The following is a 12,022-nucleotide window of genomic DNA, read 5'->3' as shown; positions in this document are numbered from 1 at the left end:
GCGTCACATTCACAGACGGCGTCGCCACGCAGGGCGCCGACAACCGCGCCGCTTGATCAAGCCGCGTCACCCAAAATCGGCCATAGCTCGTCCGGTGTCCGCGCCATGCGCCGCCGCGCCTCGGTAAACTCCATGCCGCGCCCCGCGTAGTTCTCCGCCAGCCGGCGGAGCGCTTCCGGATGCTCGCCGACCGTCAGCCCGAACGCCGCGCCGACGGCGTCGGCGGTGATGTCGTCATGGGTCGGGCCGATGCCGCCCGAGGTGAAGACGTAGTCGTAGCTGCGGCGCAGCGTGTTGAGCGTGTCGGCGATGATGTGCGGTTCGTCGCCGACGATGCGCACTTCCTTCAGGTCGATGCCGGCGACGGTCAGGACTTCGGCAAGATGGCCGATATTGCGGTCCTTGGTCCGCCCCGACAGGAGTTCGTCGCCGATCGCCAGCATCGCGGCGGTGGCGGGTGTGGACGTCATGGCGAAACTCCGGGCGAACGGCGGGGAGCGAATAAAAAGGGGCGCTCCGCGACGATGGCAAGGGTTTGGCCGTCCGATCCCATAAAAACGTTGGCGCAAGCCTGCGTCGCCGTTTCGGTGACGGTGCGTCGCGGCGGCCGGCCGATCTTTCCAATGCCCTTTGCGTTATGCCCTCCCGAGGCCAACGAGCCGACAGTTACTCAATCAACGCGAAGGAGACGAGACATGACGAAGGTCCTGGTCCTCTACTATTCCAGCTACGGACATATCGAGACGATGGCCAAGGCCGTCGCGGAGGGCGCGGAAAGCGCCGGCGCCAGCGTCGATATCAAACGCGCGCCCGAGACCGCGCCACAGGAGGTCGTCGAGGCGGCGCATTTCAAGACCGACCATCCGTATCCCGAATGCGATCCGATGGAACTCCCGAACTACGACGCGATCATCGTCGGCGTGCCGACCCGCTACGGCAACATGTGCTCGCAGATGCAGGCGTTCTGGGATCGCACCGGTCCGCTTTGGGCCAAGGGCGCTTTGGTCGGCAAGGTCGGCGGTGCTTTTGCGTCCTCCGCGACACAGCACGGCGGCAACGAGGCGACGCTTCTGTCAGCGCACAAGACGCTGCTTCACCAGGGCCTTGTCATCGTCGGCCTGCCTTATGCCTTTGCCGGGCAGATGAACATGGACGAGATCGTCGGCGGCTCGCCCTATGGCGCGACGACGATCGCCGGAGGCGATGGCTCGCGCATGCCGAGCCAGATCGAGCTCGACGGCGCGCGCTTCCAGGGCAAGCACATCGCCGAGATCGCGGCGAAACTCGCGGCCTGACCGCAAGGTCGAATGTGTCCGGGCAAGGTCCGGTTACAGAGTGGCGGGTGGCGGCGTTGTCGCTGTCCGCCGCTCCGGACCGGCGCTGAAGGATAGCGACATCCTCGCTCGGTGGAAGCTTTAGCCGATCGCGTAGATGGCCGAATTACCGCCGTGCTCGCACACCTCGACGCTTTCGAGCCAAACCCGATCGCCGGTCTCCGCCCGCAGGAATGTCGCGACATAGTCGAAGACGTATTTCGCCGTCGCCTCGCAGCCTACCGCCGGCAGCACGCGCAGGTCGACCAGATCTGCTTCCGCGAGCGCTTGGAAGCGCGGCAGTTCCGGGTCGTCCTCGGCGACGATCATCGTATGGTCGAACATCTCCTTCAGCCACCCCTTGACCGGTTTCAAACCGCCGAAGTCGAAGCACCAATTGTGCTGATCGAGTTCGAAGGTGGCGAAGACGAAGCGGAAGGCGAGGGCGTAGCCGTGTATCAGCCGGCAGTGAGAGTGTGTCGCCCGCCATTGGCGAAAGCAGCACGAGAGCCCTTCGCTGTGGTCATAAGCCTTGGTCGAACGGTAGATCGCCCGCGAATCGCGCATCGAAGAGACTGTACGGACTGGCTGGTTCATCGATATCTCCCGGACCGGGGCGTCGAGGTGGCGAGCCGGTTCAGTCGCCCGCGCCGCGTTCCAACGCAAGGCATTCCTGCAGGAACTCACTTTTGAGCGACGGGTCGCTCTTCATTTCGCCGAAATAGCAACAGCTGACCATGCGGCTGCGGTGGGATGCTTTGATCCCGCGGTGGGTCTTGCACATGTGCACGGCGCTCATCCGGACGGCGAGACCCCGCGGGCTGGTCCGTTCGCAGATGAACTGGCCGATCTGATTGACCAGCTCTTCCTGGATCTGCAGCCGCGCCGAGAAATAATCGACGATCCGATCGTATTTCGACAGGCCAATGAGCTTGCCGGCGGCGGCCGGCAGGATGCCGATATAGGCTTGACCGTAGATCGGCATCAGATGGTGGGCGCATGTGGACCGCACGTCGATCGGCCCGGTCACGATGAGTTGGTCGTAGCCGTCGGCATTGTCGAATTCGGTGATCTCCGGCGGAGCCGTGTAGCGGCCGCGCAGAATCTCCTCGACATACATCTTGGCCACGCGCTCGGGCGTGTCGCGGGTATTATGGTCGCTTTGGTGGTCGATCTGGAGAATGTCGAAGAGTTCGCCGATCTTGGCGGCGACCAAGGCCCTCATCGCCTCCCGCCCGGAAGGATCAATGTCCTCGACCTGCTCGTTGCAAAGTTGGGGATGTATCGATTTCGCTGGGTGGAAGTTCATGAGCGCCCGACCTCTCCAATTAGCCCGATGACGCTTAATATGTATTCTTTACCGTTTTAATAAAATGCGAACAGGGTCAGGCCCACGCCTGCCTCCCGCGCGAGATGCGCCGCATTCACCACCGGTTAGCATTTGTCTGACAAGATTCGTCCGCTTCAGACGGGAGGACATGACGTCCGCCTCAGATGGAAGGACATGATATGCCTCGGCCAAGCGCAAAGCAGGCCATCGCCATGGTACTGGCCGGGCTTTACATTTTCCTGGCCGGTTTGGCTTTTGCGGGAGAGCTGGCGACCCCGACCGGCAAGGTGATTTTGACCATTTCCGGTGAAATCGCTGTTACCAATGCCGGCGACAGCGCCGAATTCGATCGGGCGATGCTGGAGTCGATCGGGATGGTATCTTTCCAGACCTCGACGCCGTGGTACGACAAGCCGGTGCAATTCGAAGGCGTCAGGTTGGACAAGCTGATGACGCTGGCCGGAGCCATCGGCGACCGGGTGCGAGCCATCGCATTGAACGATTACATGACGGAAATCCCCATCGCGGATTTCGCGAAGCACGGCACCATCATCGCCCTCAAGCGGGATGGCGAATATATGCCGGTTAGGGACAAGGGGCCGCTGTTCATCGTCTACCCCTATGACAGCGACGCAGCACTGCAGAGCCAGACCTATTACGGCCGCTCGGCATGGCAGCTCTCAAAGCTGATCGTTGAATAACATTTCCGCTCGCGAGAAACCCGCAATGGCCATGCGACTGGTCCAACTGCTGCTGGCGATCACCGTGGGCTGCTTCGTCCTGGCGACGGCTTACATTTCCAACTTGATCGTCGAACGCCAACAGGCGCTTCGGCAGGTGGCCAGCTACAATACGACCTGGGCGGTGAGCCAAGCGCTGGTGGAATTCACGCGCTTGCAGCAGCGCGTCGCCGCCATTGCTGTCCCCGGCAGCGGCGTCGACGGCGATGAGGTCATGCTTCGCTTCGATATCCTGCTGAATCGGGTCAACATCCTCAAGCAGGGCGAGGCAGCCGAATTCATCGAGAAGAATTCGCATGCTCGCCGGATCGTTCAGCGTCTGGAAGAGGTCCTCGCCTCGGTCGAACCGCTGTTGCCGCGGGCCGACGAACCGGTCATTGCCCGCCAACTCCAGCGATTGCTGTATCCCTTCGAAACGGAGCTTGCCTCGCTCGCCTCCTTCGCGACTCAACTCGGGGCGGAGCGCGTCGCGGAGGATCAGAAGGCACTGTTGCGCCTTCATTACGTTTTCACTGGACTGGCTGCTGGCTTGATCGTTTGCGGCGTCGCGCTGATCCTGCTGCTGGTCTGGAACAACCGGTTACTCGGCCGGGTGCACGACGACCTCCACGACCTCGCCGACGACCTGAGAGCGACCTCGGCGGCGCTGCAGACCCAAAATCGCCGGTTCAGGGCGGCCTTGAGCAACATGTCCCAAGGCCTCTGCATGTTCGACGCGAAAGGACATCTGGTCGTCTGGAACGAGCGGTTTGGCGCGATGTTCGGTCTATCCTACGCTGCACTGCAGCCGGGAGTGCCGCTCGATAAACTGGTGAGCGGAGCCGGTGAGGCGGATAGCTCGCCGGCCCTGAGGCAGATTTACTCCCAGCAACAAGGACTGATACACGATCACCGGAGTTCGGTTTTTGTCCAGGAGTGCTTCGACGGGCGTTCCATTTCCGTCACGCACGCGGCGCTAGGCGACGGCGGCTGGATCGCGACCTACGAAGACATTACCGACCTGCGCCGGGTCGAACACCAGATCGTCCACATGGCGCATTTCGACTCGTTGACCGACCTTGCCAACCGGGTCCTGTTCGGCGAGAAATTGGATCAAGCTCTGTCCCGCGCCCGGCAAGACAAGAGTTTCCTCGCCATCATGTGTCTCGATCTCGACCGGTTCAAGGATGTCAACGACACCTTGGGCCATCAGCGCGGCGACGAACTGTTGAAATGCGTGGCCGACCGATTGCGCCGCAACGTTCGCGAGAAGGATCTCGTCGCGCGAGTCGGGGGCGACGAGTTCACGCTGCTTCTCCTGCCGTCGGACGAGCCTCGCGACCTTGACGCGATCGCCACCCGGCTGATCGAGGCGATCAGCGCGCCCTTCGAGATCGACGGACAGGAAGTCCTGATCGGGCTGAGCATCGGTATTGCCGAGTTCAAGGGGAATTCGGATGACGCGGACATCCTTCTCAAGCAGGCCGATCTGGCGCTCTACGAAGCCAAGACCAGCGGCAAACGAACCTTCCGCTTCTTCGAGCCGCAGATGGATGACCAACTCCAGGCGCGCAAGGGGCTGGAGGCCGATCTTCGCAAGGCGCTTCCGAACAACGAGCTGGATGTATTCTATCAACCGGTAATGCATGCCGAACGCGAGGAAATCTGTGGTTTCGAGGCGCTGGTTCGCTGGCGCCATCCGATACTGGGGATGATACCCCCAGACGAGTTTATTCCCGTTGCCGAGGATATCGGACTGATCGTCAATCTCGGCGAGTGGGTCTTGCGGCAAGCCTGCGAGCAGGCGATCCGATGGCCGGCGGAGATCAGGATCGCGGTCAATCTCTCTCCAGCGCAGTTTCGCAGCCAGGCCCTCGTGCAAGCGGTGGTCAATGCCCTGGCCGCTTCGGGCCTTTCCGCCGATCGCCTTGAACTCGAAATCACCGAATCGGTGCTGCTTGAAGACAGCGAGCACACCTTGACGATCCTGCACCAATTGCGCGAACTGGGCGTGAGGGTCGCCCTGGACGATTTCGGCACGGGTTACTCGTCGCTCAGCTATCTGCGCAGCTTTCCCTTCGACAAGATCAAGATCGACCAGTCCTTCATCCGGGACATGTCCGATAACTCCGACCATCTGCCGATCGTCGAACTGGTCATTGCGCTCGGCCGGGATCTCGGTTTGACGACGACCGCCGAAGGGGTGGAGACGGAAGACCAGTTTCGCAAATTGCAGGCGCTCGGATGTACCGAGTTGCAGGGATACTTCTTCGGCCGGCCCAAACCTGCCTCGGAAATTCCCTTGCCCGTTGGGAAAGCCAAGAGGCGCGGTCTGACGGCCGCCTGAAACCTAGGTGTGCGGTCGGCTCCAACGCGTTCGCGCTGTGCGCGACGATCGCAAGCCTGATCCGTTGCTTCGCCCTGCCGGTTGCAGAGGTCGGGACTCCGGCCACACGGCCCTCAAGGCGCAGCGGCCGAAACCATTCGACACGCGCAACGCCAATATCGAGCCATGCGGGCCTTCGGCATTCAGGCTTTGGAGAGCAGGCGCCTTCGCGGGACGCATCCGCGGGCCGGCGATGCCAATTCGTTCTCCAAGGCATGCCGAAGGCGTTCCAGCGCCAGATTCTGTCGCTTCAGGCATGTGAGCAGACCGGAGGCGTAGAGGCCCTCGAATGTGTCGAGCACAGGCACTCCGCACGAATGTGCGGTCATGTCGGGACGGTCGAAATCATTCCTCATGCCACCCCCTTTTTCGCGCTCGCTGCAACGAAACATCATCGCAAGTGAGACGGTACCCCATTTTCGCCGAACACGTCAGTGGAATTTTCGTGAACTGTGGCAATGATGCACAAATCTTGACACCGCTCGCGGCATGGCGTTGTGCTCCGCCCGGAGCGGGCGTGGCGGAATGGTAGACGCAAGGGACTTAAAATCCCTCGGGCTTCGTCCCGTGCGGGTTCGAGTCCCGCCGCCCGCACCATTGAGTAGAAGAGGTTGCGGATGTTTCCTCGACCACTTTATGCGAACAATCGCAACAGTTGTGGAACAAGAGCGGTGTGCCATCTCCCTCGATGGGCCTACCGCTACCTTGTCAGATTCGATTTTCAGAAATCGCGTAGGGGTGTGGATAACTCATGAGCATGGACCGTCCGGAGCCATTCGACAGCGTCGCGCCTCAACTCGTCGATGTCGCCATGGGGCGTACCCAGGCCGACCTTGTCGTCCGCAACGCGCGCTGGGTGAATGTCCACTCCGGCGAAATCATTCCCGCTACCGACATTGCGGTAAAGGCGGGACGTTTCGCCTATTGCGGCCCCGATGCCGCCCATACGATCGGGGAGGGAACGCGGGTTGTCGACGCCGCCGGGCGTTATGTGATGCCAGGGCTCTGCGACGCGCACATGCATGTTGAAAGCGGCATGGTGACGGTGACCGAGTTCTGCCGCGCGGTGATTCCGCACGGCACCACCTCGATGTTCATCGACCCGCACGAAATAGCCAATGTCCTCGGCCTTCCGGGCGTCAAGCTGATGCATGACGAGGCGGTGGTCCAGCCGGTCAACGTCTGGGTGCAGATGCCGTCCTGCGTGCCCTCGGCGCCGGGGCTGGAGGAGGGCGGTGCCGTGCTCGGCCCGGCCGATGTCGCCGAGGCGATGGACTGGCCAGCGATCATCGGGCTCGGCGAGGTGATGAACTTTCCCGGCGTCGCGGCGAATGACGCCACGATGGTCGGCGAGATCGCCGCGACCCGGAGAGCCGGCAAGACCGTCGGCGGGCACTACGCCTCGCCGGATCTCGGGCGGGCCTTCCACGGCTATGTCGCCGGCGGGCCGGAGGACGACCACGAGGGCACTCGCATGGAGGACGCGGCCGCGCGGGTGCGCCAGGGCATGAAGGCGATGCTGCGCCTCGGCTCGGCCTGGTACGACGTCGCCGCTCAAGTCCGAGCGATCACGGAGATGGGGCTCGATTCGCGCCACTTCATCCTGTGCACCGACGACTGCCATTCCGGCACGCTGCTGCGCGAGGGACATATGGACCGAGTGGTTCGCCATGCCATTTCACGCGGCTTGAAGCCGATGACGGCGATTCAGATGGCGACGATCAACACCGCCGAGCACTTCAAGCTGGAGCGCGAGATCGGTTCGGTAACGCCGGGCCGGCGCGCCGATTTCCTGATCGTCTCCGATCTGACCGAGCTGACCATCGACGAAGTCTATGGCCGCGGCGTGCGTCTGGCGGCGGCAGGGACGCTCGAAGCCGACATGCCGGCCTATGCCTATCCGGCCTCGGCCAAGGCGACGGTAAAGCTTGGCCGGCCTCTGACGGCCGAGGACTTTTGCGTGGCGGCGCCGGCGGGCGCAGGCGGCACGGCGAAGGTTCGGGTCATCGGCGTCGTCGAGAACCAGGCGCCGACCAAGGCGCTGACGGCGACGATTCCTGTCGTGGACGGCGTGGCGATGCCCGATGTCGCCAATGACGTCTGCCGCATCGCATTGGTGGAACGCCACCGGGCGAGCGGCGAGGTGGTCAATGGCTTCGTCTCCGGTTTCGGCTATCGCGGCCGCTGCGCCATGGCCTCGACGGTGGCGCATGACAGTCACCACATGATCGTCGTCGGCACGTCCGAGGCGGACATGGCGCTCGCCGCCAACCGGCTGGGCGAGGTCGGCGGCGGCGTGACCTTCTTCGCCGATGGCGAGGAGCGGGCGCTGATCGAAATGCCGATCGCCGGGTTGATGTCGGACGAGCGGGCGGAGATCGTCGCCGCCAAGGCCGACCGGCTGATCGCGGCGATGCGCGACGCCGGCTGTACGCTCAATAACGCCTATATGCAGCACTCACTGCTCGCGCTGGTGGTGATTCCGTCCTTGCGGATCTCGGACAAGGGCATCGTTGACGTCGAGACGTTCGAGCTGGTTGATCTGTTCGTGTGAACTGGGCGGTCGCGGCGCCTCGGTTCGCGCGCCGCTGTTTTGATATTCACGCGAATTTTTTCGCGCCCGCGACGCAAGCGACCACAGCGAGGCTGACGGCCGCCATAGGCCAGCTGACATCTTCGTGCAGCAACGTCGCTGCGAGCATCAACCCCATAAACGGTTGAAGCAGTTGCAGTTGTCCGACGGCGGCGACGCCGCCTTGGGCCAGCCCGCGATACCAGAACACAAAGCCGATGAGCATGCTGAACAAGGAGACGTAGGCGAGCGCGATCCAGGCGGGCTGGCCGACCCCCGCGAAGGTCGCGGGCATCGTATAGGCAGCCAAGGGAGCCATCACCGGCAGGGACAGAACGAGCGCCCAAGAGATCACCTGCCAACCGCCGAGTTTGCGAGACAGCTTGCCCCCCTCCGCGTAGCCCATGCCGCACACGACGATGGCCGCGAGCATCAACAGATCGCCGGTCCATGAGGCCGAGAGGTCTTGTGTCAGGGCAAATCCGGCGACGAGCGAGCTGCCGGCAATCGAGAACAGCCAGAATACCGGACGCGGGCGATCGCCGGCCCGAAGCACGCCGAAAATCGCGGTCGCGAGAGGCAGGAGGCCGATAAAGACGATCGAGTGGGCGGAGGTGATGTGTTCCAGGGCCAGCGCCGTCAGCAAGGGAAAACCGACCACCACCCCAAGCGCGACGATGAACAACGAGGCAAGATCGCTTCGGTCCGGGCGCTTCTGGGGAAGGAGAACCAGAAGGGCAAGCGCCAGAATGCCTGCGATCGCGGCGCGGACAATCGTCAGAAACACCGGGTCGAAATCAGCGACCGCCACCCGCGTCGCTGGCAGTGATCCGCTGAAAATCGCAACTCCAATGAAGCCGTAGAACCAGCCGTTCTTCGTATCGTCCATCCGATCCCCCTTTTTCCGGGTGAAGCATGGCCGGAGGGATATGGCCCTTCCAGAGACAGTCCATTACAATATTGCGAAACTGTCATGGCAGGATGGGCAATACAGATGAGCACGCGGGACCGAGGCCGGTTGGCGGGCGGCACACTTGTCGAGCAGGTGATGGCGACCGTGCGACAGCAGATTGCGAGCCGCCAGACAGCACCGGGCGCGCGGTTGCCGTCGATCCGGGGTCTGGCCCAGAGGATGCAGGTATCAAAATCAACGGTCGTCGATGCGTATGACCGCCTTGCGGCCGAGGGCGTGATCCTGTCGCGGCGCGGCTCCGGCTTCTATGTCGCGGGGCACCTGCCGCCGTTTTCCCTTTCCGATACCGGACCGCGCCTTGACCGCGAGGTCGATCCGATCTGGATGACGCGGCAATCGCTGGATGCGGGACGCAGCCTGTTGAAGCCTGGGTGCGGCTGGCTGCCTGCGTCCTGGATGCCGGAGACGGATATTCGCCGCGCCTTGCGACTGTTGGCACGAGAAGGCGAGGCTAGCCTGACGGACTACAGCACACCTCACGGTTTGCCCGCGCTAAGACAGCTTTTGTCCCGACGCCTGGCTGATCGTGGGGTCGAGGCGCCTCCCCATCAGATTATGCTGACGGAATCCGGCACCCAGGCCATCGACCTGCTGTGCCGGTTTCTGGTCGAGCCCGGCGATACGGTCCTGCTCGACGATCCCTGCTATTTCAACTTCCACGCCATGCTGCGCGTCCATCGTGTCAAGGTGGTCAGCGTGCCCTATACGCATACGGGCCCGGACCTGGAGTTGTTCGAGAAGGCTCTGACGGAGCACTCACCCCGCCTCTACATAACCAATTCCGCGCTTCACAATCCCACCGGGGCGACCCTGTCGCCCGTCGTCGCGCACCGCGTCTTGAAGCTTGCCGAACAGCACGATTTGCTCATCGTCGAGGATGACATTTTTGCGGATTTCGAGCAGGAGCCCGCGCCGCGTCTGGCGGCATTCGATGGGCTGGATCGCGTCATCCATATCGGCAGCTTTTCCAAAACCCTGTCGGCGGCGGTTCGGTGCGGCTTCGTCGCCGCGCGTCAGGACTGGATTGAAGAGTTGGTGGATCTCAAGCTCGCCACCTCCTTCGGTGGCGGCTCTTTCTCGGCGGAGCTGGTGCTGGCTTTGCTGAAGGATGGAGCCTATCGCAAACATACCGGCGGCCTGCGCACCCGCCTTGCCGACGCGATGGGGCAGGTCAGCGCCAGACTGAAAAGCCTCGGCCTGACCCCGTGGATCGAACCCAATGCGGGTATGTTCCTCTGGTGCCAACTCCCCGAGGGTCTGGATGCCGCCGATGTGGCGCGGTCCGCGCTCGCGGAAGGTGTCGTGCTGGCTCCCGGCAATGCCTTCAGTCTCAGCCAGGCCGCGAGCGGATTTCTGCGGTTCAATGTCGCGCAGTCTCTCGCCCCCGCCACCTTCTCCGTGCTGGAACGGGCCATGCGGCGAACTGCCAGAGGCCCATAGCGAGCGACAGTATGCGTGAAGTTCTTTGCGAACGGTGAGGAGCAGGCGCTGATCGCGATGCCGATCGCCGGGCTGATGTCGAACGAGCGGGCGGAGATCGTCGCCGCCAAGGCCGACCGGGTGATTGCGGTGATGCACACCGCCGGCTGTACGCTCAACAACGCCTATATGCAGCACTCGCTGCTGGCGCATTCCGGCTCTGCGTATTTCGGACAAGGGCATCGTCGATGTGGAGACGTTCGAGCTGGTGGATCTGTTCCTGCAGGGGAGAGCTGGTGCGCGGGCACCGGTCGATGTGGAAAACAGTGCATCTTAAAATGCTCCCATGAAAAGACAACGGGATATGGCTCTGCCTAGTCACACTTCGAGATGTTATGCCTCGATAGGCGAATGTATTTATTGCGGTGCAAAGGGCCTTCTCACTAAAGAACACATCATCCCCTATTCGGCAGGGGGGCGTTGGATTCTTCCGGAGGCCAGTTGTAGAGACTGCGCCGCGTTGACGAGCGCATTCGAAGGTGAATTTGCCCGCACAATTTTCGAACCGTTACGCATGCTCTACAACATGCCTACTCGCCGTCCCAATGAACGGCCGGCGCATCTCCCATTGAAGGTTAAATACTCCACCAGCCAAGAATGGGAGATTGCTTATGTTGACCGTAGCATTTGCCCCTTCCTTGTCGGTCTGCCCCTTTATCCGATGCCTGACGCTCTGACCGGAATTGTCACGAGCGGGAACCGGAATGCGGCGACTTCCACCATGTGGGTTCGAGGGGCAGGGCTCTGGCAAGATAGAAACGCCCAACTTCAGTGGCTCTGCGAAGCTCTCGGAGCGTCAGATGTGATGCCAACGGCAACATTGCACACCGAACCGTTTTGTCTCACGCTTGCCAAAATTGCTCACTCATTTGCCGTAGCTGAGTTAGGCATCGGTGCCTTTGATCCCTTTCTCACAGGAATGATCCGGCAGCGGGATTTGTCGAGCCGAGCGGAATTTATCGGAGGAGGACATGGAAATGAGATGCCGTCGGATCACCTTCATGTGCTCGAATTTGACACGAATGTGTGCACAAATCCCAATGTCATCGCGGTGCGAATTCGATTGTTGGGGATTCTCGGGACCCCCACTTACTACGTGGCAGCAGGACGGAGAAAATAAGAGTTCTACCCTGAACGTCAGCGTTCAATCGGAACCGCACTAAGAGCCTGAGCGAAAAGGAGTTGAGCGATATCAGCAGGTTGTGATTCCCCTACGTTGTCGAGACGATGGGGAATCGAGATGGCCTGGG

Annotated in this window: 9 protein-coding genes, 1 tRNA gene and 2 pseudogenes; 8 read left to right on the top strand and 4 right to left on the bottom strand. The window is 62.1% G+C overall.

Features of this window, described 5'->3' with window-relative positions:
• Positions 1-92 precede the first annotated feature (92 nt).
• Positions 93-470 (bottom strand): annotated as a pseudogene (locus VQ044_RS21630) (competence/damage-inducible protein A); the annotation flags it as partial.
• Positions 471-695: 225 nt separating this feature from the next.
• On the opposite strand from VQ044_RS21630, the gene wrbA reads away from it, so the two are divergent.
• A complete protein-coding gene (gene wrbA / locus VQ044_RS21625) occupies positions 696-1,295 on the top strand; it encodes an NAD(P)H:quinone oxidoreductase (RefSeq protein ID WP_327649509.1) in 600 nt (199 codons plus the stop codon).
• Positions 1,296-1,415: 120 nt separating this feature from the next.
• Here the strand turns inward: wrbA and VQ044_RS21620 are convergent, their stop codons facing one another.
• Both VQ044_RS21620 and folE read right to left on the bottom strand, forming a co-directional pair.
• A complete protein-coding gene (locus VQ044_RS21620; RefSeq protein ID WP_327649510.1) occupies positions 1,416-1,910 on the bottom strand; it encodes a 6-pyruvoyl trahydropterin synthase family protein in 495 nt (164 codons plus the stop codon).
• A 40-nt stretch (positions 1,911-1,950) separates the two neighbouring features.
• Entirely contained in the window at positions 1,951-2,538 is a 588-nt protein-coding gene (folE, locus tag VQ044_RS21615) for a GTP cyclohydrolase I (protein WP_327649511.1), read from the bottom strand.
• A gap of 284 nt (positions 2,539-2,822) precedes the next feature.
• Between folE and VQ044_RS21610 the strand changes: the two genes are divergently transcribed.
• The 4 genes from VQ044_RS21610 (at position 2,823) to ade (ending at position 8,302) form a co-directional block, all read left to right on the top strand.
• Positions 2,823-3,344 (top strand): oxidoreductase, encoded by a 522-nt coding sequence (locus tag VQ044_RS21610; protein ID WP_442872979.1) that lies wholly within the window; start codon positions 2,823-2,825, stop codon positions 3,342-3,344.
• A gap of 25 nt (positions 3,345-3,369) precedes the next feature.
• Complete coding sequence (locus VQ044_RS21605) at positions 3,370-5,709, top strand: putative bifunctional diguanylate cyclase/phosphodiesterase (RefSeq protein WP_331827763.1); 2,340 nt, start codon at positions 3,370-3,372, stop codon at positions 5,707-5,709.
• A 550-nt stretch (positions 5,710-6,259) separates the two neighbouring features.
• Positions 6,260-6,345 (top strand) — tRNA-Leu (locus VQ044_RS21600).
• Positions 6,346-6,499: 154 nt separating this feature from the next.
• The gene (ade, locus tag VQ044_RS21595) at positions 6,500-8,302 is read left to right on the top strand and encodes an adenine deaminase (RefSeq protein ID WP_327651216.1); all 1,803 of its coding nucleotides are present in this window, start codon (positions 6,500-6,502) and stop codon (positions 8,300-8,302) included.
• 46 nt (positions 8,303-8,348) lie between these two features.
• Here ade and VQ044_RS21590 read toward each other — a convergent pair whose 3' ends face one another.
• Positions 8,349-9,209, bottom strand: coding sequence for a DMT family transporter (locus VQ044_RS21590; RefSeq protein ID WP_327649514.1), 861 nt, complete (start codon positions 9,207-9,209; stop codon positions 8,349-8,351).
• 105 nt (positions 9,210-9,314) lie between these two features.
• Between VQ044_RS21590 and VQ044_RS21585 the strand changes: the two genes are divergently transcribed.
• The 3 genes and pseudogenes from VQ044_RS21585 to VQ044_RS21575 all read left to right on the top strand — a co-directional run bounded on the left by VQ044_RS21585 (position 9,315) and on the right by VQ044_RS21575 (position 11,892).
• The gene (locus VQ044_RS21585; protein ID WP_327649515.1) at positions 9,315-10,733 is read left to right on the top strand and encodes an aminotransferase-like domain-containing protein; all 1,419 of its coding nucleotides are present in this window, start codon (positions 9,315-9,317) and stop codon (positions 10,731-10,733) included.
• A 15-nt stretch (positions 10,734-10,748) separates the two neighbouring features.
• Positions 10,749-11,049, top strand: a pseudogene (locus VQ044_RS21580) (adenine deaminase C-terminal domain-containing protein); the annotation flags it as partial.
• A gap of 183 nt (positions 11,050-11,232) precedes the next feature.
• Positions 11,233-11,892 carry a hypothetical protein gene (locus VQ044_RS21575; protein WP_327651217.1) on the top strand — a complete coding sequence of 220 codons (660 nt, stop codon included), beginning with the start codon at positions 11,233-11,235 and terminating at the stop codon, positions 11,890-11,892.
• Positions 11,893-12,022 lie beyond the last annotated feature (130 nt).

Source organism: Aurantimonas sp. C2-5-R2 (genome assembly GCF_036549495.1).
In the GTDB taxonomy this organism is placed as follows: Bacteria; Pseudomonadota; Alphaproteobacteria; order Rhizobiales; family Rhizobiaceae; genus Aurantimonas; species Aurantimonas coralicida_A.
Note: the sequence above shows the minus strand (reverse complement) of the source record. Positions and strands in the feature narration are given on the sequence as shown.